The organism is Rhizobium sp. AAP43 (genome assembly GCF_001296045.1).
In the GTDB taxonomy this organism is placed as follows: domain Bacteria; phylum Pseudomonadota; class Alphaproteobacteria; order Rhizobiales; family Rhizobiaceae; genus Allorhizobium.
The window spans coordinates 1-23,522 of the sequence record NZ_LJHS01000041.1 but is presented as its reverse complement, the minus strand read 5'-3'; the positions used below and the strand labels follow the sequence as shown (position 1 = coordinate 23,522).

The 23,522-nt window shown below is 59.4% G+C and carries 25 protein-coding genes; all 25 read left to right on the top strand.

Annotated elements, in window-relative coordinates; all coding sequences use genetic code 11:
* The first annotated feature begins 233 nt into the window (after positions 1-233).
* Complete coding sequence (locus IP76_RS18240; protein WP_054159672.1) at positions 234-1,160, top strand: flagellin; 927 nt, start codon at positions 234-236, stop codon at positions 1,158-1,160.
* 403 nt (positions 1,161-1,563) lie between these two features.
* Entirely contained in the window at positions 1,564-2,574 is a 1,011-nt protein-coding gene (locus IP76_RS18235; RefSeq protein ID WP_054159671.1) for a flagellin, read from the top strand.
* Between the two features lie 214 nt (positions 2,575-2,788).
* Positions 2,789-3,787, top strand: coding sequence for a flagellin (locus tag IP76_RS18230; RefSeq protein ID WP_054159670.1), 999 nt, complete (start codon positions 2,789-2,791; stop codon positions 3,785-3,787).
* A 306-nt stretch (positions 3,788-4,093) separates the two neighbouring features.
* Positions 4,094-5,059 (top strand): flagellin, encoded by a 966-nt coding sequence (locus tag IP76_RS18225; RefSeq protein WP_054159669.1) that lies wholly within the window; start codon positions 4,094-4,096, stop codon positions 5,057-5,059.
* A gap of 258 nt (positions 5,060-5,317) precedes the next feature.
* Positions 5,318-5,965, top strand: a complete 648-nt coding sequence (locus IP76_RS18220; RefSeq protein ID WP_054159668.1) for a GTPase — start codon at positions 5,318-5,320, stop codon at positions 5,963-5,965.
* A complete protein-coding gene (locus IP76_RS18215) occupies positions 5,962-7,311 on the top strand; it encodes a MotB family protein (RefSeq protein ID WP_054159667.1) in 1,350 nt (449 codons plus the stop codon). Before IP76_RS18220 ends, IP76_RS18215 begins: the two co-directional genes overlap by 4 nt.
* 3 nt (positions 7,312-7,314) lie before the next feature.
* Positions 7,315-8,685 (top strand): chemotaxis protein MotC, encoded by a 1,371-nt coding sequence (gene motC, locus IP76_RS18210; RefSeq protein WP_054159666.1) that lies wholly within the window; start codon positions 7,315-7,317, stop codon positions 8,683-8,685.
* Entirely contained in the window at positions 8,682-10,085 is a 1,404-nt protein-coding gene (locus IP76_RS18205; protein ID WP_054159665.1) for a flagellar hook-length control protein FliK, read from the top strand. Before motC ends, IP76_RS18205 begins: the two co-directional genes overlap by 4 nt.
* Complete coding sequence (locus tag IP76_RS18200) at positions 10,009-10,602, top strand: transglycosylase SLT domain-containing protein (RefSeq protein WP_054159664.1); 594 nt, start codon at positions 10,009-10,011, stop codon at positions 10,600-10,602. Before IP76_RS18205 ends, IP76_RS18200 begins: the two co-directional genes overlap by 77 nt.
* Positions 10,603-10,880: 278 nt before the next feature.
* A complete protein-coding gene (locus IP76_RS18195) occupies positions 10,881-11,552 on the top strand; it encodes a winged helix-turn-helix domain-containing protein (protein ID WP_054159663.1) in 672 nt (223 codons plus the stop codon).
* A 128-nt stretch (positions 11,553-11,680) separates the two neighbouring features.
* Positions 11,681-12,886, top strand: a complete 1,206-nt coding sequence (locus IP76_RS18190) for a flagellar hook protein FlgE (RefSeq protein WP_054159662.1) — start codon at positions 11,681-11,683, stop codon at positions 12,884-12,886.
* Positions 12,887-12,907: 21 nt separating this feature from the next.
* Positions 12,908-14,362 carry a flagellar hook-associated protein FlgK gene (gene flgK / locus IP76_RS18185; protein ID WP_054159661.1) on the top strand — a complete coding sequence of 485 codons (1,455 nt, stop codon included), beginning with the start codon at positions 12,908-12,910 and terminating at the stop codon, positions 14,360-14,362.
* A 6-nt stretch (positions 14,363-14,368) separates the two neighbouring features.
* On the top strand, positions 14,369-15,430 hold the full coding sequence (locus IP76_RS18180; protein WP_054159660.1) for a flagellar hook-associated family protein: 1,062 nt from the start codon (positions 14,369-14,371) through the stop codon (positions 15,428-15,430).
* Between the two features lie 36 nt (positions 15,431-15,466).
* On the top strand, positions 15,467-15,814 hold the full coding sequence (gene flaF, locus IP76_RS18175; protein ID WP_054159659.1) for a flagellar biosynthesis regulator FlaF: 348 nt from the start codon (positions 15,467-15,469) through the stop codon (positions 15,812-15,814).
* The gene (gene flbT, locus IP76_RS18170) at positions 15,811-16,260 is read left to right on the top strand and encodes a flagellar biosynthesis repressor FlbT (protein WP_054159658.1); all 450 of its coding nucleotides are present in this window, start codon (positions 15,811-15,813) and stop codon (positions 16,258-16,260) included. Before flaF ends, flbT begins: the two co-directional genes overlap by 4 nt.
* A complete protein-coding gene (gene flgD / locus IP76_RS18165) occupies positions 16,251-16,703 on the top strand; it encodes a flagellar hook assembly protein FlgD (protein ID WP_054159657.1) in 453 nt (150 codons plus the stop codon). The genes flbT and flgD overlap by 10 nt, the downstream gene beginning before the upstream one ends.
* A 57-nt stretch (positions 16,704-16,760) precedes the next feature.
* The gene (gene fliQ, locus IP76_RS18160; RefSeq protein WP_054159656.1) at positions 16,761-17,027 is read left to right on the top strand and encodes a flagellar biosynthesis protein FliQ; all 267 of its coding nucleotides are present in this window, start codon (positions 16,761-16,763) and stop codon (positions 17,025-17,027) included.
* A 103-nt stretch (positions 17,028-17,130) separates the two neighbouring features.
* A complete protein-coding gene (flhA, locus tag IP76_RS18155; protein ID WP_054159655.1) occupies positions 17,131-19,218 on the top strand; it encodes a flagellar biosynthesis protein FlhA in 2,088 nt (695 codons plus the stop codon).
* A complete protein-coding gene (gene fliR / locus IP76_RS18150; RefSeq protein WP_054159654.1) occupies positions 19,215-19,964 on the top strand; it encodes a flagellar biosynthetic protein FliR in 750 nt (249 codons plus the stop codon). The genes flhA and fliR overlap by 4 nt, the downstream gene beginning before the upstream one ends.
* A gap of 13 nt (positions 19,965-19,977) precedes the next feature.
* Entirely contained in the window at positions 19,978-20,391 is a 414-nt protein-coding gene (locus IP76_RS18145) for a hypothetical protein (protein ID WP_054159653.1), read from the top strand.
* A 29-nt stretch (positions 20,392-20,420) separates the two neighbouring features.
* Complete coding sequence (locus tag IP76_RS18140) at positions 20,421-20,984, top strand: rod-binding protein (RefSeq protein WP_054159652.1); 564 nt, start codon at positions 20,421-20,423, stop codon at positions 20,982-20,984.
* 28 nt (positions 20,985-21,012) lie between these two features.
* The gene (locus IP76_RS18135; protein WP_054159651.1) at positions 21,013-21,378 is read left to right on the top strand and encodes a hypothetical protein; all 366 of its coding nucleotides are present in this window, start codon (positions 21,013-21,015) and stop codon (positions 21,376-21,378) included.
* Positions 21,378-21,908, top strand: a complete 531-nt coding sequence (locus IP76_RS18130; RefSeq protein ID WP_054159650.1) for a flagellar basal body-associated FliL family protein — start codon at positions 21,378-21,380, stop codon at positions 21,906-21,908. The genes IP76_RS18135 and IP76_RS18130 overlap by 1 nt, the downstream gene beginning before the upstream one ends.
* Before the next feature lie 139 nt (positions 21,909-22,047).
* Positions 22,048-22,884 (top strand): WecB/TagA/CpsF family glycosyltransferase, encoded by an 837-nt coding sequence (locus IP76_RS18125; RefSeq protein WP_245281506.1) that lies wholly within the window; start codon positions 22,048-22,050, stop codon positions 22,882-22,884.
* Positions 22,885-23,004: 120 nt separating this feature from the next.
* A partial coding sequence (locus IP76_RS18120; protein WP_306765494.1) for a tetrahydrofolate dehydrogenase/cyclohydrolase catalytic domain-containing protein occupies positions 23,005-23,522 on the top strand: 518 nt, incomplete at its 3' end.

Genomic DNA, 23,522 nt, shown 5'->3' with positions numbered 1-23,522 from the left:
GGGACGATGGTGCGTTAACCATTACGCCCTTGTTTACCATAGGTTTTTGAATCCCGGCACGCCCCTGCGAGATTAAGGGGTTGGCAAGAATTGGCTGCGAATTTGGTCCTCACACGACGGGTCTGGTACCAAATAGAAAATACCAAATGGCATGAAGCCGAACCGTCGCTGACCGGTAAATCTTGAAGTCCGGTATGTCCCCAATCAGTATTTAGTTCAAAGGGACAAGACCTATGGCCAGCATTCTGACCAACTCCAGCGCTATGTCTGCGCTTTCTACTCTCCGTTCGATCTCCTCGAGCATGGAATCCACGCAGAGCGCCATTTCGACCGGCCTGAAGGTTTCCAAGGCTTCGGACAACGCTGCCTACTGGTCGATCTCGACCACGATGAAATCTGACAACCTTGCTCTGTCCGCTGTCACCGACGCGCTCGGCGTTGGCGCTGCCAAGGTCGATACCGGTTATGCCGGTATGGAATCGGCAATCGACGTTATGCAGGAGATCAAGGCCAAGGTAGTCGCAGCTCAGGAACAGGGCGTCGACAAGGCCAAGGTTCAGGAAGAAATCGTTCAGCTCAAGGAACAGCTTGAGTCGATCGCAAAGAGCTCGTCCTTCAACGGCGAAAACTTCCTCGCGATTGAAACGCCTGAAACCAAGACCGTTGTCTCCGGCTTCGTCCGTGACGCTTCGGGCAACGTTGGTGTCAAGACGACATCTTACGTCCAGAGCCAGGACAACCTGCTGTATCGTCTCGACGCCCAGGGCGAAGTTGATGACACGCAGGAATCGATCCTGACCTCGACGGATCAGGTTACCGTCGCCGGCGCCGCTGCTGCCGTTGCTTCGATCAAGATCACCGACCTGGACGTGGAAAACGACGACCTCGACGTGGCTCTGGCTTCGGTTGACCTTGCACTGGAAAAGATGACCAGCGCCGGCGCTCAGCTCGGTTCGCTCTCTGCTCGTATCGAACTGCAGTCGGACTTCTCGTCCAAGCTGTCTGACGCCATCGAGAAGGGCGTAGGCCGTCTCGTCGACGCCGACATGAACGAAGAGTCGACCCGCCTCAAGGCCCTGCAGACCCAGCAGCAGCTGGCAATCCAGGCTCTGTCGATCGCCAACAACGACTCGCAGAACATCCTGTCGCTCTTCCGTTAATCGGAAGCGCATTCCGGCTGGTAACAGTCGGTTTCGAATGACCCATCCCAGTATGCCTTGGTGGCTGACCAGAGGCGGGATCGGGAAATGCTCGAACGTCCGGTGGCTGAATCCGGGCAGGGGGCTACGAACAAGGCCGCATCCGAAAGGATGCGGCCTTTCCGTTTTGTTAAACATAATCTGCTACGCGCGCATGCGCGCGAGGGTTGCAAATTTTCTCGCAAATTTTCCCAAGTTTCATTTTCGTTTAGCGCTTCATTAACCTTGATACCGTTATCTAGGTCTCATCAGAGTAGCGAGCTAACTAATAAATTCAGCCAGTTAGCAGGCATGATGCTGTGCGCCGCTCCCGGAGAGACCGGAATGTCCCTTCCTATTCAGCCATTCAAGGGGCAATACAATCATGACGAGCATTCTTACGAATATGGCCGCAATGTCGGCACTCCAGACCCTGCGCACGATCAGCAGCGGCATGGAAGAAACCCAGGGCCGCGTATCGTCCGGCATGCGGGTTGGTGAAGCTTCTGACAACGCCGCTTACTGGTCGATCGCGACCACGATGCGCTCCGACAACATGGCTCTCTCGGCCGTTTCCGATGCCCTCGGCCTCGGCGCCTCCAAGGTCGACACGGCTTATGCCGGTATGGAATCGGCCATCGAAGTCGTGAAGGAAATGAAGGCCAAGCTGGTCACCGCGACTGAAGAAGGCGTCGACAAGGCCAAGGTTCAGGAAGAAATTGCCCAGCTGCAGGAACAGCTGATGGCGATTGCCGAATCGGCTTCGTTCAGCGGTGAAAACTGGATCGCCGGTGGCCTCGACACCGTAACTGCCGCCGTTGACGTGACTGTTGTTTCCGGCTTCGTCCGTGACGCCAACAACAACGTTTCGGTCAAGACCACGTCCTATAACCTGAACGCAACCGCGCAGGCTGCTGCTGGTGACCCGCAGATGACCTTGCTGTTCGGTGGCGATGCCACGGGCGTCATCGACACGGCAACCGGTATCCTCGGTAGTGTTGCAACCGACTGGGCACTCGTCGACTTCGACCAGTCCACCGCTGGTGTGCAGGCTGCTGCCGGTGCCGTTTCTGGCGAATCTGTCTACACGCTGGACATCACCAACTACACCAACACCGACATGGCGGAAGCCCTGACGCTCGTTGATGCAGCACTCGCTGCCATGACCAGCGCCGGCGCTGAACTCGGTTCGATCTCCACCCGCATCGAACTGCAGGAAGATTTCGTCAACAAGCTGTCTGACTCGCTCGACTCGGGCGTTGGCCGTCTCGTTGATGCCGACATGAACGAAGAATCCACGCGCCTCAAGGCACTGCAGACCCAGCAGCAGCTGGCTGTTCAGTCCCTGTCGATTGCCAACTCTTCGACCGAAGTCATCCTGTCGCTCTTCCGTTAAGACGCGCACAGTTCCTAAATGGAAGCCGCCCTCCGGGGCGGCTTTTTTTTGTTATCATCGATTAACCAGCCGTTAACCATAAGCACGTTACATGGGCTCATGTAACGATGAATTAACCAAGACGAAGAACTGGTTAAAGGCATTAGGCCACAATCATCGTCCCCGGAAGAACCGGGATGTCCCCCCGAAAACTAGCCATTCAAGGGACACGACCGTGACCAGCATCTTGACCAACAACGCAGCGATGGCTGCACTCCAGACTCTCCGCACGATCGACTCGAGCATGCAGGACACCCAGGCGCGCGTGTCCTCAGGCCTTCGCGTCGGCGATGCATCCGACAATGCCGCCTACTGGTCCATTGCGACCACCATGCGCTCAGACAACATGGCGCTCTCCTCGGTGCAGGACGCACTCGGCCTCGGCGCCGCCAAGATCGATACGGCCTATGCCGCTATGGAAAGCGCCATTGAAGTCGTCAAGGAAATCAAGGCAAAGGTTGTTGCCGCCACGGAAGAAGGCGTCGACAAGTCCAAGATCCAGGAAGAAATCGATCAGCTGCAGGAGCAGCTTCGCTCGATCTCCGAATCCGCAAGCTTCTCCGGTGAGAACTGGGCAGCCGGCGGCGAAGACACGATCACGGCGCCTGAAAACGTCACGGTCGTCTCGGGCTTCATCCGTGACTCGAACGGCAATGTTTCGGTCGCAACCACCGAATACGTGCTTGATGCGACCACCGCTGACGGCATGACCGTCCTGTTCGGCGGCGACGCCACCGGCCTGATCGACTACACCTCTGGTATCATCGGCAGCGTTGCCGAAACCTTCGATGCCGAAGTTGACTGGGACAATGATGGTACGGCCGGTGTCAACCCAGTCGAAATCCTCGGTGTCTCCATCGACACACTCGATATCACCACCCTGACCAATGCTGGCATGCAGGAAGCTCTGGCCCTGGTTGAATACGGCCTGCAGTCCATGACCAGCGCCGGCGCGGCCCTCGGTTCGATCTCCATGCGGATCGAGATGCAGGAAAGCTTCGTCGCTGCCCTCACAGACTCCATCGACTCCGGTATCGGCCGTCTGGTCGATGCCGACATGAACGAAGAATCGACTCGCCTCAAGGCGTTGCAGACCCAGCAGCAGCTGGCCATCCAGTCGCTCTCGATCGCCAACTCCGCTTCCGAAAGCATCCTGACGCTCTTCCGTCAGTAAGCGGCATCCGGCTAGGGATGACTTCGTCCCGCCCTGACCGCGTCAGTGTTTTCGGCAAGATCCGCGCCCCTCTTGGGGCGCGGATTTCTTTTTGAGCCTTGCGTGAGGCTTTCTGCGCTGCCGCCGATGGGAAAATTCCCCGGCCGTAGCGCTTGCCATCATCCATAACCCTTTGTTAACTGGCGCTGTTAATGATTTGTTAACATGCGACGGGGACCGCTCGGATGAGAGCTGGTCTGCATGATGCCCGCCCGTCGCGACCGGCTTGCTTCCGGATGCGCAAAACAATTCTCAAGGGCATCACGCATGACCAGCATTATGACCAACGCAGCCGCGATGGCTGCGCTCCAGACGCTTCGTTCGATCGACACCAACCTTGAGACGACCCAGAGACGGGTCTCCTCCGGCTACCGGGTCGAAACCGCGTCGGACAATGCCGGTTACTGGTCGATTGCGACCACGATGCGTTCGGACAATGCTGCACTCTCCACCGTGGCGGACGCACTGGGTCTTGGTGCGGCGACTGTTGATACCGCTTACACGGCCCTGGATAACGTTGTCGAAGTCATGTCGACGATTAAGTCCAAGCTGGTCGCGGCCAGCGAGCCTGGCGTCGACAAGAACAAGATCAACGAGGAAATGACACAGCTGAAGAACCAGCTCGTCTCCTCGGCCCAGTCTGCGTCCTTCTCCGGCGAAAACTGGCTCTACAACAGCGATGCCGGCGTCCTTGGCATGAAGCAGGTGGTCTCCTCCTTCGTCCGCGGCGCAGACGGCAGCGTTCAGGTCACGACACTCGATTTCGACACGGCCGACTCGGTGCTGATCGACATCCAGGATTCCAGCCGTGGCTTCCTGACCAAGGCGATTGACGCCGACCTTCTCATCGACCCCGCGACAGGTGTCCCACGCGAGTACTTCCTGCTCGACATGGGCTCGGCACCAGCAGGCGCAACCGAGATTGCCATTGATGAGACGACAAGCAGCGAAGACCTGGCCGACATGATCAGCGTCGTCGACGATCTCATTCAGCAGTTGACCGATTCGGCCGCGACCCTGGGCGCGATCACCAGCCGTATCGAAATGCAGGATAACTTCGTCTCCAACCTCATGGATGTGATTTCCAAGGGTATTGGCCGTCTCGTCGATGCGGACATGAACGAAGAGTCGACTCGCCTCAAGGCGCTCCAGACCCAGCAGCAGCTCGGCATCCAGGCGCTCTCGATTGCCAATACCAGTGCCGAAAAGCTCCTGACGCTGTTCCAGCAGTAATGGAAGCGCACCGGCGACGCCCGTTCGCCGGTCCTTTTCATGGCCGCAGCCGGAGGTTCCCTTCACCCTCGCGCAAGTTTGAACCCCTAGCTTCCTGGATGAATATGGCACAGTCGCCGCGCTGCTGTCGCTTACCCGAAAGTAAGATCGAGGCTGCAGGATGAGTGAAGACCTTCGGGAAGCCATGATGTCTGATTTACCCGACGCATCGGCCAGGCTGTTCCAGCCGATGCATGTCGCCGATGGAGGCGATTGCCGATGAACATGCCGTTGACACGCTACCTCAAGGATTTCTCTGCCCCACCGGAGCCCCCTGCGCCGGTGCCGTCGGTGTTCGACCTGTCGATCGATGAGGGTATGGATCTCGACTTTCCTGCACTGCCCGAACCCGAGCCGGTGGATGTCGAAGCCATCAGACGGGAGGCATATGCGGAAGGTCACGAGGCAGGACGGATCGAGGCAACACAGGCTTTCGAAGTCGATCGTCAGGCACTCGAAATCGGCAATGCGCAAACGCTGGCCGAACACGACCGGCGCCTGCGCGAAGAGTTTTCCACGACACTGGGTGAGCAGTTGCCGCACCTGATCCGGCAGATGTCGCTCGCCATCAGCGAGCAGGTTGCACGCGCCCTGGTCCCGCTGTTCAGCGAGGCCGTCGCGGCCAAGGCAGTCGAAGAACTTGCCCACCAGTTGGAGGCCGCAATCCTCGCCGGGGAAGCGGGCACCATTCGCGTCAAGGGTCCGCGCGGCCTGTTTGACCAATTGCTGGCAGCAATGCCGGAACATGCAGCCCTGCTGCGCCACGTCGAGGGCGACGATCTCGACCTTTCGGCTGAATTCGGCGACGCCGCCCTTGTCACGCGTATCTCGGCATTTGCGGCCAGCCTGAAGAAGGTTATGGAATGAGCGACGAAAATCATCACCACGGCAAGAACGAGATCATCATCGTCAAGCGCCACAAGGGCGATCACGACGGCGCCCATGGCGGTGCATGGAAGATCGCCTTTGCCGACTTTATGACGGCGATGATGGCCTTCTTCCTCGTGATGTGGCTCGTCAACGCGGCCAATGAGGAAACCAAGGCCTCCGTCGCAAGCTATTTCAACCCGATCAAGCTGGCCGACGAAAAGCCAACCGAAAAAGGGCTGAAGAAGCCCGTTGATCAGGCGGAAGGTGAGCAGAAGCAGGAGCGCTCCCAGGTTGATGAAAACCAGGACAAGGTTGGTTCCGCTGCGGCCACCGGCGAAGATCTGACGGCGTCGTCGGGCGAGAACTCCAACTATTCCGAGGCGGATTTCTTCGAAAATCCATACTCCGTTCTGGCTGAAATTGCTCAGGAAGTCGGCCAGCAGGCCAATGTCAGCGCCAAGGGTGAGGGGGGCGCCGCCGATTCTGGCCCGTCAACCGGCGCACAGGGCGGCGAAGCCTATCGCGACCCTTTCGATCCCGATTTCTGGACACAGCAGGTTCAGACGGCCGTTGGCCCTAAGGGCGAGCCGACCGATGCTGCCACGCCCTCTGACCAGCAGACACAGCCGACTACAGATGTCACTGCGCCCGAAGGCCAGCCCGAAGTTGCGCTCGTCATTCCCGGTCAAAAGCCGATCCTCGATGGGCAGACGCCGACGGAAATGGTGACGCCGACCGAAGAAAAGCCGGATGTCGCGCCTGAGGCCAAGCAGGATCCAGCCAAGGCTGATCATGCGAAAACAGCCGACGAGGCCAAGGCTGGTGACAAGGCGCAGCAGGACTCCGCCCAGACGGCCGAGCAGAAGCTTGAAGCCCAGACGGCGGATGCGGAAGCCTTGCGCGCAAAGATCGTTGAGGCCATTGGCGGTGCTGCCGGGAAGCTGCCGGAAGGCCTTGTGGTCACCCCGGCCGAAGGCGGCGTGCTGGTCACCATCAGCGACCAGAGCGAAGATCCCATGTTCAATGTCGGCTCCGCGGTTCCTCGTCGCGACCTCGTTGTCGCGATGGAGGCGATCGGCAAGCTATTGCAGGAACGCGACGGCCAGATCATCATCCGTGGCCATACGGACGGTCGTCAGTTCCGTGGCACGGAAAATGACAACTGGCGCCTGTCGATGGCGCGTGCCCATTCGGCTTATTACATGCTGGTCCGTGGCGGCCTGTCTGAAAATCGGGTCGAGCAGGTCTCTGGCTTCGCCGACCGTCGTCTGCAGGTGCCGGACGACCCGCTCGCCGATGCCAACCGTCGCATCGAAATCCTCGTCCAGGCAGAGCAGGGCTGATCCATGGTTCTGCGGTGCTTCTCCCTCATTGCTTTGGCTGGTTGTGCGGCTGCCCTTTTGGGCAGCTTGCCGGCCATGGCGCAGGGAGCAGAGCATATCGAACCCTACCGCATGTTGCGATCCTTGCAATTCGTGCAGGATAGCGTTGTGCGGGGCGACCATTCGGCTGCAGACATGCAGCGCTTTATGCTCGGCACCATCGACCAGCGTCTGCGCGAGGCGGATCCGGCCATCTTCGCCGATCCCCGCAATGTCGATGCGGCCCTGATCTATGCGATGAGCGGCGGCAATCCCCAGACGCTCGAATTCCTTGTTGCCCGAGACGTTGACGGCCACTTCGACAATCGCGTCGCCGATGCCCTGCGCAAATATCTGAGCGGCAAGGGCACGCTGATCTCAAAGACGCTTGGCGAGATTCTCGTTGAATACAAGGATACCGATATCGCCCCCTATCTGGCGCTTGTCGCTGGCAATGTCACGATCGCGCTCGATCCGGCAGCAGCGTTGAAACACTACGACTGGGCGCGCCTCAGTGCTCCCGGCACAATCGTCGAGGAAGCCGCCTTGCGCAGATCCTTGTCGGTCGCCGTGGAAGCGCGCATGGTCGACAAGGCCAAGGGATATGCGAACCGCTATGCCCGCCGCTTTCTTTATTCGCCCTATGCGAGCCAGTTCGCCGATCTGTTTGTCGAACTGGTTGTGGCCAATGTTGGCGCCGTTCAGCCGGCGGATATCGAGGCGACCCTGTCCTACATGGATGTCGACCGCCGCCGTGAAGTCTATCTGCGTATGGCGCGGCGTGCCGCCATTGACGGCCAGAAGGATTTAGCGCTGCTTGCATCCGAACAGGCCGGTAAACTGGCTGGAGATGCGGCTGGCGATGATGCGATGGCCAAGCTTTACGGCACGCTGGTCAAGGTGCCAACCGAAGGCGTCGGTGATGCGATTGCAGCGCTGACGGCAATCCCCGAGGCGGCGCTCACTCCGCGCGACAAGGCTTTGCGCCAGGCGGCCGAGACCATCGCCAAGGAAGTGCTGCGCAAGCCGGAAGCACCACAAAGCCCGCCGGACGGTGCGGCTGGCGCTGAGCCCGCAGCACAAGACGCGGCCGCGACCGCCGCAGCTGCGGCTGATCCGGAATTGCAGGACCCGTTCGCACCGGTTGCAGCACCGGACAGCGCTCCGACAGCCGAGAAGCAAGCTGCAGATGGCGCGGCCACGACCCCGTCTGCCGAGGCGCCGCAGACCGCAGCCAAAGCTCCTGCCGAACAGGCGGAAGCCCCCGCAATCGATCCGCAACTGGCAACATTTCTGGAAGCAGGACGCTCCAAACTTGGCGCGATAGACGATCTCCTGGAGGAGGAAGGCCCATGACCATGATGGATGCACTCGTAGCCCCGCGCACGACCAGCCCGGATGCCGCCCTATCGCGCTCCGGAACAGCGGGACGTGCAGATGGTCAGGGGGAAGACGGCTTCTCCAAGGTCATGTCCAGCGCTGGTCGCAACGACAGCAGGGACCAAAAGGCCGCCGATGACCAGGTCGATGCAGAGGATGGCGCCGAGGGCGGCGAAATTCCTGGCGAAACCCGACAGGCGACGGGCAAGAAGCCGATCATCGAGATATCCGGCCAGCATCAGCAGGCCGCGCAGACGGCTCAGGAAAAGGTCGCAGACCATTTCGCCGGTTTGGTGGTGAAAGCCGCTGACGGCAAGGCGCAGAAGAGCGAGACGGCAGTCCGCGCCGGCAAGGGTGAAAAAGCCGATAAGGCGGATGCCTCGGCCAAGTCCGATCTGGAAAGCGCACTCGAAGGCATCGGTGAAGGCGACGGTACCGATGTCGAGACCGCTGAAACGGTCGTCGTCGAAGCAAAGACAGATGGCATCGGCGATGTTCTGCAGCTTCTGTCCTCGGCAGTGGGCGAGGCGGTTTCGGAAGCGGTGCAGGCCGATACGGCGGACGGCCGCAAAACGGCGGTTGACGCTAAAGCCGAACTTTCCATGGCACGTGCAGACTCCGAAGCTCGCATCTCCGGCGGATCGACTGACACTGGCACTGAAGGTGGCGGATCGGATGGAGATCGGACTTTCCGCTTCGTCCGTGCCGATGGCAAGGGCCAGGCATTGACGATGCGCAGCGAAACGGCCGCGAGCCAGGCTGAGCAGACGGAGCCGACGAAGGTCGAGACCGTCACTGTCATGGATGCGCGCCGCTTCATTGCGCCGGCCTCGACGTCGAATGGTGCAGCGGTCACGGCCGCCATGCTGGGTGACAGCGAATGGGTCAATGCCATGCAGCCCGGATCGGAGCTGGCCAATGCGGCCACGCAAACCAGTCAGGGCAAGGTGGTCCACACGCTGAAGCTCCAGATGACCCCCATCGAGCTTGGCAGCGTCACAGCGACCCTGAAGCTCGTCGGTGACGAATTGAGCGTCCAGCTCACAGTCGACAACCACGCCGCTTTGCGTCAGCTCCAGTCTGATCAGTCGGACATGCTGAAAGCACTGAAAGCGCAGGGCCTGACTGTCGATCAGGTGCAGGTCACCCTGCAACTGGCGCCGACCGACAAGAGCGCTGACACCGCCGGGCAGGGCAGCACGTCCGGCCAGCAGCTTGGCCAGCAGGCACAGCAATCAGGCAGCCAGGCAGGCAATCAGGAACGCCGGGAAGCGGCAGGAAACATGACGAGGACGGCCGATGATCGCAGCGCTCAGGAGCTTCCGGCACAGGCTTCCGGTGCTGGCGGTCAGTCTTCTGGTCAGCTTTACCTCTGACCTGGGCGCTCCGGCGCTGGCCAATGTCGGTTCCTGTGAGCGCGCAATCACCGATGCGGCGGCACGATACGGCATTCCGGCTGGCATCCTCTATTCGGTGGGTTTGACGGAGACGGGTCGCAAAGGCAGCCTTCAGCCCTATGCGATCAATGTCGAAGGCAAGGCCTATTACTTCGACAATCTGGACGCCGCATTGGAGGGCTTCGAAACAGCGCGCTCATCCGGCGCGAAGCTGATCGATGTCGGCTGCATGCAGATCAACCAGCACTTCCACGGGGAGCATTTCACCTCCGTGGAGGCCATGTTCGACCCGCAGAAGAATGTCGAATATGCGGCCAGCTTCCTCAACAATCTCCATCGACGCCATGAAACCTGGACCATGGCCGTCGCGCGATATCACGCTGGCCCCAACAATGACCCCGCGCAGAAGCGCTATGTCTGTCGCGTCATCGCCAATCTGGTGGCGACAGGTTACGGTAAATGGACACCGCCGGCGCGACAATTTTGCGGTGAATGACAATCAAAAGTTGATTGACAGCCTTAATTATGGCGATTTGCGAAATGCGGCGAGACTGTGATCTGGCGACCAGACCAATAGCTTGCGCGAAGCTTGCGTTAACTTTTCCACCGAAAAATAGTGATGCATTGGTCGCTTATCTACTACATGTAGATCAAATCGGACCCCAATGGTTAATCAATTATTAAAATCCATGGTTAATTTTCGCCAGTTGTTCGTGAATCCCCCGATTCGTACCCATAGCTATCGAAACACCACACTGATTCGGAGGCGGACGAATGATCGTAGTGGTTGATGAGCGCGAGCTCGTTAAGGACGGCTATACTTCTCTATTTGGACGCGAGGGGATTCCCTCGACAGGATTCGACCCTCGAGAATTCGGGGATTGGGTCAGCACGGCGGCGGATTCCGACATTGCGGCGGTTGAGGCTTTTGTACTTGGGCAGGGCGACATGTTGCTCGAACTGCCCCGTCAGATCCGTGACCGGACGCAGGCACCAGTGATCGCGGTCAGCGATCAGCCGTCGCTCGAGGCGACGCTGGCGCTTTTCGACTGCGGCGTCGATGACGTCGTGCGCAAGCCGGTTCATCCCCGGGAAATCCTGGCACGGGCTGCCGCCATCCGGCGCAGACTGCGTGCCATCACCAACTTCACCGAAATCGGCCCGATCAAGGTGTTCTCAGACGGCCGCGATCCCGAGATCTCCGGCGATGTCTTCCCCTTGCCGCGCCGTGAGCGCCGCATCCTGGAATATTTGGTCGCCAACCGCGGTCGTCGCGTTTCCAAGACCCAGATCTTCAATGCGATCTACGGAATCTTCGACGAAGAAGTCGAAGAGAACGTCGTCGAAAGCCACATCTCCAAGCTGCGCAAGAAGCTGCGCAAGAAGCTCGGCTACGACCCGGTCGATTCCAAGCGCTTCCTTGGCTACTGCATCGACTGGAGCTGAAGCTGCCTGCAATGCGGGCCCCGAAAACCGGCCCCTCCGATCAGTTCGGACGGGGCCGTTTTTGTCAGACAGCTTCACGCAAGGCCCACTGAATACTCTCCCCTTAATTACGGAAACGAGGATTTGATATGAGCCTTTACGGAACGATGCGAACAGGTGTCTCGGGCATGAATGCACAGGCAAACCGCCTGGGCACCGTTGCAGACAACATCGCGAATTCCAGCACGGTCGGCTACAAGAAGGCCTCCGTCCAGTTTTCCTCGATGATTCTGCCGACCACCAACGGCGCCTACAATTCGGGCGGCGTCGAGACCGACATCCGCTACTCGATCTCCAGCCAGGGGACGTTCAGCTACACGACATCGGAGACCGATCTCGCCATCAACGGCGACGGCTTCTTCGTCGTCAGCGGGACCGACGGCACGCCTTACCTCACCCGCGCCGGTTCTTTCGTGCTGCAGGATGACGGCACGCTGAAGAACACCGCCGGCTACACCCTGATGGGCTACGAATATGATTCGGCTGCCGACCCGACCATCGTCGTCAACGGCTTCGACGGCCTGGAAGCAGTCGACCTGTCGGGCTCCGGCATTTCTGCTGTTGCGTCGACCGAAGGCACGCTCAACGTCAACCTGCCGAATGGCGAGGCCGTCGGTTTCGTTCAGACGACGTCGCTCAAGGTCTTCGATAGCCAGGGTTCGAGCCGCCTGATCGAGTTCACCTACACGAAGACCGCCGCGAACAACTGGACGGTTACGGCGACCGGTCCCGGTACGCCTGCCACCGTTCTCGCTTCCACACCGCTGGTCTTCGACACGGACGGCAAACTGACGACGCCGGCTTCTGGAACGCTCGGCCTTACCTCCTTCACGATTGATGGCGCAACAGTTCCTGGAATTTCGCTGGAGATCGGCAATACCACGCAGCTGGCCTCCGACTTCTCCGTGGAAGAAGGTGAAGTCGACGGTAATGCTGCGTCGAAGGTCAAGGGTTACGAGATCGACGAAGCGGGTATTGTCTCTATCGCCTATGAAAATGGCGATCTGGTACCGAAGTTCCGCGTGGCGCTTGCCAGCGTCCAGAGCCCGGACGAACTGAACCCGGTTGCCGGCAACCTCTACACCCAGTCGAACTCCTCGGGCGTCATCGTTATGGGGTATGCCGGTTCCAGCGGCTTCGGCTCCATCATCTCCGGCGCTCTCGAAGATTCGAATGTCGACGTGGCCGAAGAACTGACGGCCATGATCGAATCGCAGCGCAACTACACGGCAAACTCCAAGGTATTTCAGACCGGTTCCGAATTGATGGAAACCCTGGTCAACCTGAAGAGATAATTGAAAGAGTAGGTTAGTCCTATGTCGCTTGCATCGTCGCTCAATACGGCCAATTCGATTTTCCGGAACACATCGCAGCAGACTGCGGTGGTCTCGACGAACATCGCCAACGACGGCAACGAGAACTATGTTCGTCGCCAGTCGGTGGTGGTCCAGACGATCTACGGTGCATCGACCACGCAGAACGAGCGTTCGCAGCAGATGGCTCTGCTGCGACAGCTCTCCTCGTCCACGTCGCAGCAGAGCGCCCAGACCAATCTGCTCGACGGACTGACCAGCCTGTCGGACGCGCTCGGCGGCAACGACTACGAGCTGTCGACCTCCACCTACTTGGCCAATCTGCAGAGCAGTCTGCAGTCCTTCGCGGCCGCCCCCGGAGAATCGGCGCTTGCCTCCACGGTGGTGACAGACGCCATCGACGTCGCCAACTCGCTCAATGACGCGACCAAGTCGACCCAGGCATTGCGCGCGGAATCCGATGCCCAGATCTACGAGCAGGTGGAATCGCTGAACAAGCTGCTGGCCGAGTTCAAGACGGTCAATGACACCGTGGTGCGGATGACGGCGACGGGGGGCGATGCCAGCGATTATCTTGATCGCCGGGACACCCTGCTCAAGGAAATTTCGGACATCGTCGGTGTGAGCGTCAACATGCGCGCCAACAGCGACATGGTCCTCTACACGTCTGATGGCACGACCCTGTTCGAGACCGATCCGCGTGAAGTCAGCTTCGTTCGTACCTATACCTATGACGCGACGGTTACCGGCAATTCGATCTTCATCGATGGCACGGCAGTCAAAGCTGGCGTTGGTGGCAACACCGACGGTGAAGGCTCGCTTGCAGCGCTTGTGCAGCTGCGCGATGTCGTGGCCCCGACCTTCCAGAACCAGTTGGACGAAGTTGCCCGCGGTCTGATTGAAGCTTTCCAGGAAACTGATGCTGGCGGCCTCAATCCGCTTCCGGGCCTTTTCACCTGGCCGACGGGTACCGTTCCGACGACCGGTACCGTTCAGCCTGGTCTTGCAGCCCTGATCAAGGTCAATGATGCAGTCCGGTCTGATGCCGGCGGCGATCCGACCCTGATCCGCGACGGTGGGATCAACGGCGCGGCCTATGTCAAGAACACAGCCGGATCCTCCGGCTATACCGAACTGATCAACGCCTATGTCGACCAGCTTTCGGCTGACCGCGCCTTTTCCGCCGATGCCGATCTGAAGACCACGTCCAGCCTCCTGTCCTTCGCCAGCAACTCGATCGGCTGGCTCGAAGAACTGCGCTCAAACGCGACAGCGGCGGAAGAGAACAAGGCCGCTCTCTACGAGCGAACCTTCCAGACCTATTCCTCCAAGACGGCTGTCAGCCTCGATGAGGAACTGTCGCTGCTGCTCGATGTAGAGCAGTCATACAAGGCTGCAGCAAAACTCGTTTCGACGGTGGACGAGATGTTGGCGGCTGTTCTTGAAATGGCGGGGTAATCCCTAATGTCGACGTCCAGCGTATCCAATCTCTCGATCCAGACCTCCATGCGACTGACCATCCGTCAGGCGCAGACCGAGCTGCTGAAGGCACAGGAAGAGGTCAGCACCGGGCACTTCTACGACATCGGCGCGGAACTCGGCAGCAAGACGTCCACGGTTGTCGATCTCAACCGGGAAAGCCTTCGGCTGTCCTCGATGGTCAGCAACAATTCGATCGCGACGCAGCGACTGTCGGCCTCGCAGGAGGCTCTGACCCAGATCGCTTCGGCGGCCGAGGACATGAACAACGCGCTGATCACCATCTCCGGCTCGTCAAACACGGATACGGTCGAGACGACCGTCATGACCGTCAAGAACTCGCTGTCGACCATGATCAGCATGGCAAACCAGTCGGCAAACGGCGAATTTCTCTTTGCCGGCATCAACACCGACGTCCAGCCGCTTGCCGAATACAACGCGACTTCTGCCGCCAAGACAGCCTTCGATGCATCCTTTACCGCCTATTTCGGCTTTCCGCCGACGGACACGGTCGGCACGGCGACGATCGCCGCGACGGGCGTGCCGAGCATGGAGGATTTCATCACCAGCGTCCTCGAGCCGATGTATTCCGGCACGGACTGGACCACAGACTGGTCGAGCGCAACCGATCAGGTGATGACCAGCCGCATCACCCAGTCCGAGACGGTCTCGACATCCGCCTCGGCCAACGCCAGCGGCTTCCGTAACTTCGCACTGGCAGCCGTCGTGACGCAGGAATTGATGACCATCGGTGCCCCGGCCAGTGCCGTGACCGTCGCGATCAACGCCGCTATCGACTTCACCGGCCGTGCGATTACGGGGATCAACTCGACGCGCTCGCAACTTGGCTTGTCGGAAAACCGGATCGAGAAGGCGGATGCCTCGCTCAAGGTCCAGATCGACATCATCGATACGAGCCTTTCAAGCAAGATTGAAGTGGATGCGTACGAAGCCTCGACTCGCGTTAACTCTCTGCTTTCCATGGTGGAAGCTTCCTACACTCTGACCGCGAAGATCCAGGCGCTGTCCCTTGTAAACTACCTTTGATGAGCAAAGGGTGAAATGAAACTGAAGGGCAACTGAATGTACCAGTTCTCATACGCCGAAATCATGGAGGATGGCGTTGCCGACGCGAAAGATCGCGAACGACAAGCCCTCGACCGTTGTATCCAGCTTCTCGGCGCGGCCCGCGACACGACCAGCTATTCTCGCGAAGCCATCGAGGCGATCTACTATACCCGCCGGGTCTGGATCCGCCTTGTTGAAGACCTGCAGAACCCCGAGAACCAGCTTGATGAAGCTGTTCGGGCCAATCTGATTTCCATAGCCATCTGGATCCTGAAGGAATGCGACCGCATCCGGAAGCGCCAATCCACCAATTTCCAGGGCATCATCGACGTGACAACCATCATCAGGGATGGACTTAAATGAAGAGCACTTTGCGCATCTCCCTCAAGTCGGGTGAACGTATCTTTATCAACGGGGCGGTTCTTCGCGTCGACCGCAAGGTTGCTCTCGAATTCATGAATGATGTCACGTTCCTGCTCGAGAACCATGTTCTGCAGCCGGAACAGGCCACCACGCCGCTGCGGCAGCTGTATTTCATCGCGCAGATGATGCTGATCAATCCGGAAGGCAAGGACCAGTCGCTCGTGATGTTCCGCAAGTCGGTCATCATGCTCCTGTCCTGCTTCGAGAACGAGGAAATCCTCGCCGAACTGAAGCGCATCGACGGAATGGTTTCGTCCGGTCGCGCCTTTGACGCCCTGAAGGCCATTCGCTCGCTTTATCCGATCGAGGATCAGATCCTGAACAATCAGGAAATGACGCCGGCGACGATCGAACAGATCCGCAAGGAGATTGCACCATGGCGGTAGACGCAGTTACCTCCGCGACCAGCACAACGACGACCACGACCAGCTCGTCGGCCTCCGCCGCAGCCAGCGCCTCGGTTGACTATGACAGCTTTCTCAAGCTGCTGATCGCGCAGATGCAGAACCAGGATCCGACGAACCCGATGGATGCCAGCGAGCAGATCTCGCAGCTGGCGACCTTCTCGCAGGTCGAACAGTCCATCCAGATGAATTCGAACCTGGAAACGCTGATCACCGGCAATGCGCTGACGAATGCCAGCAACTACATCGGCAAGACGATCACCAGCGCCGATGAAAAGACATCCGGTGTTGTCGCCTCGGTTCGCGTCTATTCCGATACGATGGTGGCAACCACCACGGACGGTAAGGAAATCCCGATCGTGGTCGGCGTTCGTGTCGGAACCGTACCGGCGACCACCACGACCACCGAGACGACCGACTCGTAAAAGTGCTAGGCCTTCCGGAGTGGAGGGCATGATTCGCCACTCCGGGAGAACCGTCTCATGAACGAGGCAGATGCACTCGACATTCTGCAGGCCGCCATCTGGACGATCGTGGTGGCCTCTGGCCCGGCGGTTGCCGCCGGCATGCTGGTCGGCGTTGTGATCGCACTGATACAGGCGCTCACCCAGATCCAGGAAATGACGCTGACCTTCGTTCCGAAGATCCTCGCCATCATGATCACCATCGGGATCTCTGCCCCCTTTGTCGGCGCGCAGATCTCGCTCTTCGCCAATCTCGTCTTCTCGCGCATACAATCGGGCTTCTGAGCCCCGTGTCTGCCACCCTCGCGCAAGCTTGGGCCGCTACGTCTTGGGCAGACTGCCGGAAAGTGTGATTCCGGCCGACTTCTCATGAAGAGACGGGTAAGACATGGCGCAACCTCCTGCACTCGTAATTCCGAATGTCAGCCCTCAGGGCCGTGATATCGGCTTTGCCTTCGGCATCGTCGTCATCCTCTGCATCCTGTTCCTGCCGATCCCACCCTTCCTTATCGATATGGGACTGGCCTTCTCGATCGCCTTTTCGGTGCTGATCCTGATGGTCTCACTGTGGATCCGGCGACCGCTGGACTTCTCGTCGTTCCCGACGATCCTTCTGATCGCGACCATGATCCGTCTGTCGCTCAACATCGCGACCACGCGTGTCATCCTGTCCCACGGCCATGAGGGACATGGAGCGGCCGGCGGCGTGATTGAAGGCTTCGCCAACCTCGTCATGGGCGGCGACTTCGTCATCGGTTTGATCGTTTTCATGATCCTGATCACGGTCAACTTCATCGTCATCACCAAGGGTGCGACGCGTATCGCTGAAGTTGGCGCGCGCTTCACCCTCGATGCCATTCCCGGCAAGCAGATGTCGATCGACGCCGACTTGTCGGCCGGCATCATCGACGAGAAGGAAGCCCAGCACCGGCGTAAGGAACTGGAGCAGGAAAGCTCGTTCTTCGGTGCCATGGACGGTGCCTCGAAATTCGTCCGCGGTGACGCGATCGCTGGCCTGATCATCACGGCGATCAACGTCGTTGGCGGTATCATCATCGGCTACTTCCGCCACGGCATGGAACTGGGCGAAGCCGCTGACGTCTTCGTCAAGCTCTCGGTCGGCGACGGTATCGTTTCCCAGGTTCCGGCCCTCATCGTCTCGTTGGCCGCAGGTCTGCTCGTATCGCGCGGTGGCACGCCAGGCTCCACCGACGAGGCCGTTATCAATCAGCTGAGCGGCTATCCCCGGGCGCTCCTGGTCGCGGCATCGCTGATGGCAGCACTGGCGCTCGTACCGGGCCTGCCCTTCATCCCCTTTGTAGCCCTTGGCGGTATCATGGGTTTCGGCGCCTGGTTCATTCCGCGCCAGCTGGCGGCGGAAAACAAGCTCAAGCGCGAGAACGAGGAAAAGCAGGTTATCCAGAGCAAGGAAGCCGAGAAGGACTCCGTCAAGTCCGTGCTCAAGACCGCCGAAATCGAACTTGCACTTGGCAAGATGGTTTCGACAAGACTTCTGGGAGCCCATCAGGAACTCGCATTCCGCGTCGGCAAAATGCGTAAGAAGTTCGCCAGCCAGTACGGTTTCGTCGTGCCTGAAATCAAGGTCACCGACGACATCGGTATTCCGGAAAAATCCTATCAGATACGTATCCACGGCACGACGGTCGCCTCGAACAATCTGCGCGTCGGCGAAGTTCTTGTTGTCACCGGGGCAGGGCGCAAGCCCAAGGTGCCGGGCGACGAGATCCGTGAACCCGCCTTTGGCATGCCGGCCGTCTCGGTTCTGGAAACCTTCACGGAGGAACTGAAGCGCGAGGGTTTCCACCCGATCGACAACGTCTCGGTCGTCTTGACCCACATGAGCGAGGTCATCCGCAACAACCTGCCGCAACTTTTGTCCTACAAGGACGTCAAGATCCTGATCGATCGCCTCGACCCGGAATACAAGAAGCTCGCCGACGAAATCTGCTCGTCGCACATGTCTTATTCAGGCCTGCAGGCGGTGTTGAAACTGCTTCTCGCCGAGCGCGTGTCGATCCGCAACCTGCATCTGATCCTCGAAGCCGTGGCCGAACTTGCCCCGCATGTCCGCAAGACCGAGCAGATCGTCGAGCATGTCCGTGTCCGCATGGCTCAGCAGCTTTGCGGCGACCTGACCGACAACGGCGTGTTGCGCGTTCTGCGCCTCGGCTCCAAATGGGATCTCGTCTTCCACCAGGCGCTCAAGCGCGATGCCAAGGGCGAGATCGTCGAATTCGACATCGATCCGCGCAGCCTGGAGGAGTTCTCCGAACAGGCAAGCCGCGTCGTTCGTGAATTCATGGATAAGGGGTTGCCTTTCGTACTTGTCACGTCGCCGGAAACGCGGTCCTATGTGCGCATGATCATCGAACGACTCTTTGCCACCTTGCCCGTTCTGTCGCATGTCGAACTCGCCAAGGGCATCGAGATCAAGATCCTGGGTTCCATTTCATGATAGCCGACCCGCAGGGGACTGTTCTGGTGCTGTTTGCGATCTTTTGTCGGATCGGCGCCTGTATCATGACCCTGCCGGGCTTCTCCTCGGCGCGCATCTCGATGAATATCCGCCTGCTGCTCGCGGTGGCCATCTCGATCTCGCTCACGCCGCTTCTGTTCGATACGGTCTATCCGCGGATTTCGGGCACAGGCGCGAGCATGATCGCGGTCATTGTCGCGGAAGTGCTGATCGGGATGATGTACGGTCTCGTTCCACGCTTCTTTGTTCTCGGCCTGCAATTTGCCGGGACATCCATGTCTATGGCCATCGGCCTCAGCTCTCCTGGCTCGGGTGACGTCCTGGAAGACACGAGCGAAACGGCGCTGACAAACATGATCAGCTTTGCCGGTCTCCTGATCCTGTTCATGCTCGACTTTCACCATGTCGTCTTTCGTGCACTCGCCGAATCCTATTCGGTCATGCCGATCGGCGACTTGCCCGATACCCAGAAGATGCTGATCACGCTGACCGACACCCTCTCTGCCACCTTCATCTTGATGCTGCGGCTCGCCAGCCCCTTCCTGATCTTCGGCTTGATGTTCAATGTGGGCGTTGGTCTGGTCAACAAGCTCGCCCCGCAGATTCCGATCTTCTACATCTCCACGCCCTATCTGCTGATGGGTGGACTGGTGCTGCTCTACTTCTCGATCTCGGCCATGGTCATGCAGTTCGCGCGCTACTTCCCGATGATCTTCGACTTCTGACCGGAGGGCTTGCATGGGTCCGCAAAAGAAATCCGATAAATTGAAGCGCCTTGTTGCGGTCCAGCGCCACATGGAACGCATGGCCGAAAGCGATGTGCGGCTGACGAGGAGCCGGATCGAGGAAAACGCTGCCTCGATGGACACGGTCATGAATGCGATCGGCTCGCTCGATCCTCTGCACCGGATGTTTGCACAGAACTATGCCGACCGTTTCGACCGTTTGGCAGCAACCGACAAGCAGTTGCACAGCCTTCAGCATGTTCAGGAAATGAAGGTCATGCGCGAGCGTGCCAAAGGCGACAGGCTCGAGGAAAACATGAAGGAGGCCCGCGCCCAGGAAGACCGAAAGGGCGAGGACGACGCCATCTACGACCTTCTCGATATCCGCTACGCGACACCAGCCTCCAGCAAGGTTGAAGAGCGATAGTCGCCCAAATCAATATCGAGGATGTTACCGTGGCCATTTCCCCTCCGAGCGATCTCGTGCTGGATGTTGTGCGCGCCGCCGACCCGTCGCAAGTTGCCGCAGCCCAGGAACTCTTGAAGACAAACCGTGCCAATTTCGTTGCGACGAGCCTTGCCGAAAAGGGCGCAGGCTTCGGCGCGACGGTCGACATTCTCAACCGCGCTACGACGGCGGCGAGGGTCGAAAATTTGGCCGAGAGACCGGAAGCGCCCGGCAAGCCGCCAAAGGCGTACCGCGACTTCGAGGCCGTCTATCTGACCAATTTCGTCCAGTCCATGCTGCCCGCCGAAAGCGAGGAAGTGTACGGCAAGGGCAATGCAGGCGAGATGTGGAAGAGCATGATGGCCGAGCAGATCGGTGGCGTGCTCGCTGATTCCGGCAGTGTCGGCATTGCCAAGCAGATGTATGCCGACGCCTTGAAGCGTGAGCGCGGCATGGGCGAAGAGGCCGTCAACACATCGACCGACCCGGTCGACCGCAACATTGCCATGAGCTGGGTTACCGATCTTGAGCGGCGCACGCTCGGCTTTGCCAGCGAAGAACAGAATTCCTGATTTCAAAAAAAGACTAGGGTGATAATTCATGGAAGTGGTTTCAAGCGAATATCGCGTCAAAACGGTCTTGAGCCGGCTTGAGCGCATCATCGACAATGAAAACGAGCGCATCGGCAAGGATCCGGAGTTCGATTTCAAGGTGTCGAATGCCCATAAGAGCCGTTGCCTCTACGAATTGACCATGCTGTTTCGCGATACCGATCCGGCTGAATTTGCTGTCAACTATGTCGAGCAACTGCATGCGCTGAAGAGCAAGCTGGCGATCAACGCCCGACGCGTCGAAGCGCATCTGAACGCCGTTCGCGCAGTCGCTGATCTGCTCAAGAATGCAGTGCAGGAAGCAGACGGCGACGGCACCTATTCCCAGGAACAATTCACGTTCAGCGAGTTCTGATGGGGAAGCTGCTCGGCATTGGCCTCTGGGTCTGCATCGTGACGCTCGGCGCGGTCTATGGGTCGATCTATATGGCCACCGCGCCGAAGGAGACGACCGAGGAGGCCGCAAAGCCGCTCGAACTCGTTCCCGGCGAAGCGATCACAGTGCCGGTTCTGGCCAAGGGTGGCGTGACCGGTTACTTCCTGACCCGCATCTCCTTCATGATTGACAAGGAGAAGATGAAGGGTGAGCCGCTGCCTTTGACAGAGTTGATGACGGACCAGCTCTTCACCATGCTGACCGGTGAGAAGATGGTCGACCTCGACAATGTCGAGAATTTCGACCTCGAGGCCTTTCGCGGAAAGATCAAGACCGAAATGAATGCGCGGCTAGGCGGCGAATTCATCGACAAGGTTCTGATCGAGCAAATCGACTATGTGTCGCAGGCCGCCGCACGCCGCGCAGCCGAAGGCGCTCCGGGCCCGATGGAGCGCACCAAGATCGCCGAAGAAAAAGTGGTTGAGGAAAAGGCCCCATCTGGTCACTGAGCGGGCGTTGCACCATACACTGCCGTCGGGGGTCGATTAACCAAGGTTGACCGACCCCTGCGATTAAAGGGCTTTCCTTTACCTGAATTTCAGCAGTTCCGGATAGGGTGCGATCCTCAGTTCGCATCGGGATTGCACCATGTCTTCCACATCCTTACAGGCCAGGGCCCGCGCGGTTGCGCGGGAAGGGGAACGCCCCGCAAGCATGATGGCTGCCGAGGTTGCGAGCCTGCCAATCCTTGGCCTTCCGGTGTTGGACCTTAGCTGGTCCGAGGGGCTCGACTTCCTCGATATGCGTCTGTCAGAGGCCGGATCCTTCGGGCATATCGCCTTTCTCAATGCCAACAATGCCAATATCATGGTCCGCGACAGCGCCTATCGCGACGTCTTGGAGCGATCCATCGTGCTCGCAGACGGCATCGGTGTCGATATTGCGGCACGGCTTCTGCATGGGGCACGATTTTCCGCCAATCTGAACGGCACCGATCTCGTCCCCGCACTCCTGACCTATATCGAAACACCGCTGCGCGTGGGTTTGATCGGCGCGACATCGAGCGTCCTTGAAGACGCGGCCCGCAATTTTCGTCGCCATGCGCCCTGGCACAGCTTCGTTGAGATCTCCGACGGTTATTTCGATCGTGCCGAGCCTGGTGTCATCGTCGAGCGTATATCGGCGGCGAAACTCGATCTTCTTCTCGTCGCGATGGGAACTCCCTTGCAGGAAAAATGGGTCGACCGTCATCTCGGGCCAAGCCATGCGCGCGTTGTCATGAGCGTCGGCGCACTCCTCGATTTCGTCTCCGGTCATGTGCCGCGCGCGCCGAACCGGTTCCGGCGCCTGCGTCTCGAATGGCTCTATCGTTTGTGGCTGGAGCCATCGCGGCTGTGGCGGCGCTATGTCGTCGGGATCCCTGTCTTCCTTTTCCACATCTGGCGCCACCGGGCCAAGGGCCGCGCGCAAGCGACGTCGCGATGACTTCGCAACGCAGCCGCTTGCAATACAGCGCATTTTGACCGCATAGGGGACGGATACAGGCAAATGCCGCGCGCTATGCGGGATTAGCTTGCCGGCAGTCTGAGACGGGGATCAAGCACAGTGACGGTAATCGATGGCAAGGCAGCGGCCGCATCCGTGGTCGAAGCGGTAACTTCAGCAGCGGCAGATCTTCAGGCACGTGGCCACCGCAAGCCGGGCCTGGCCGTGGTGATCGTCGGTGACGATCCGGCAAGCCATGCCTATGTCGGCGCAAAGAGCCGCATGGCCAAGCAATGCGGCTTCACCTCGATCCAGCACACGCTGCCGGCCGAAACCGCGCAGGCCGATCTGATGGCGCTCGTCGCCACCCTCAATGAAGATCCCGAGATTGACGGCATCCTTGTGCAATTGCCGCTGCCAAAGCCCCTCGACAGCGAGAGCGTCATCCAGTCGATCCTGCCGGAAAAGGATGTCGATGGCCTGCATATCGTCAATGCCGGCAAGCTGGCAACCGGCGACCTGAAGACTGGCCTCATCTCCTGCACGCCGGCCGGCGCGATGATCCTGGTCCGCCAGATCCACGGCACGGATCTCTCCGGCCTCAACGCGCTCGTCATCGGCCGCTCGAACCTGTTCGG

Excerpts from the sequence above, each read along its gene's own strand:
- IP76_RS18225 (WP_054159669.1), top strand. The coding sequence starts at position 4,094 with ATGACCAGCATTATGACCAACGCAGCCGCGATGGCTGCGCTCCAGACG.
- IP76_RS18180 (WP_054159660.1), top strand. The coding sequence starts at position 14,369 with ATGTCGACGTCCAGCGTATCCAATCTCTCGATCCAGACCTCCATGCGA.
- IP76_RS18205 (WP_054159665.1), top strand. The coding sequence starts at position 8,682 with ATGACCATGATGGATGCACTCGTAGCCCCGCGCACGACCAGCCCGGAT.
- flbT (WP_054159658.1), top strand. The coding sequence starts at position 15,811 with ATGAAGAGCACTTTGCGCATCTCCCTCAAGTCGGGTGAACGTATCTTT.
- flhA (WP_054159655.1), top strand. The coding sequence starts at position 17,131 with ATGGCGCAACCTCCTGCACTCGTAATTCCGAATGTCAGCCCTCAGGGC.
- IP76_RS18240 (WP_054159672.1), top strand. The coding sequence starts at position 234 with ATGGCCAGCATTCTGACCAACTCCAGCGCTATGTCTGCGCTTTCTACT.
- IP76_RS18220 (WP_054159668.1), top strand. The coding sequence starts at position 5,318 with ATGAACATGCCGTTGACACGCTACCTCAAGGATTTCTCTGCCCCACCG.
- IP76_RS18130 (WP_054159650.1), top strand. The coding sequence starts at position 21,378 with ATGGGGAAGCTGCTCGGCATTGGCCTCTGGGTCTGCATCGTGACGCTC.
- flaF (WP_054159659.1), top strand. The coding sequence starts at position 15,467 with ATGTACCAGTTCTCATACGCCGAAATCATGGAGGATGGCGTTGCCGAC.
- IP76_RS18190 (WP_054159662.1), top strand. The coding sequence starts at position 11,681 with ATGAGCCTTTACGGAACGATGCGAACAGGTGTCTCGGGCATGAATGCA.
- IP76_RS18195 (WP_054159663.1), top strand. The coding sequence starts at position 10,881 with ATGATCGTAGTGGTTGATGAGCGCGAGCTCGTTAAGGACGGCTATACT.
- fliQ (WP_054159656.1), top strand. The coding sequence starts at position 16,761 with ATGAACGAGGCAGATGCACTCGACATTCTGCAGGCCGCCATCTGGACG.
- IP76_RS18235 (WP_054159671.1), top strand. The coding sequence starts at position 1,564 with ATGACGAGCATTCTTACGAATATGGCCGCAATGTCGGCACTCCAGACC.
- IP76_RS18135 (WP_054159651.1), top strand. The coding sequence starts at position 21,013 with ATGGAAGTGGTTTCAAGCGAATATCGCGTCAAAACGGTCTTGAGCCGG.
- flgD (WP_054159657.1), top strand. The coding sequence starts at position 16,251 with ATGGCGGTAGACGCAGTTACCTCCGCGACCAGCACAACGACGACCACG.
- fliR (WP_054159654.1), top strand. The coding sequence starts at position 19,215 with ATGATAGCCGACCCGCAGGGGACTGTTCTGGTGCTGTTTGCGATCTTT.
- motC (WP_054159666.1), top strand. The coding sequence starts at position 7,315 with ATGGTTCTGCGGTGCTTCTCCCTCATTGCTTTGGCTGGTTGTGCGGCT.
- IP76_RS18145 (WP_054159653.1), top strand. The coding sequence starts at position 19,978 with ATGGGTCCGCAAAAGAAATCCGATAAATTGAAGCGCCTTGTTGCGGTC.
- IP76_RS18125 (WP_245281506.1), top strand. The coding sequence starts at position 22,048 with ATGTCTTCCACATCCTTACAGGCCAGGGCCCGCGCGGTTGCGCGGGAA.
- flgK (WP_054159661.1), top strand. The coding sequence starts at position 12,908 with ATGTCGCTTGCATCGTCGCTCAATACGGCCAATTCGATTTTCCGGAAC.
- IP76_RS18200 (WP_054159664.1), top strand. The coding sequence starts at position 10,009 with ATGATCGCAGCGCTCAGGAGCTTCCGGCACAGGCTTCCGGTGCTGGCG.
- IP76_RS18215 (WP_054159667.1), top strand. The coding sequence starts at position 5,962 with ATGAGCGACGAAAATCATCACCACGGCAAGAACGAGATCATCATCGTC.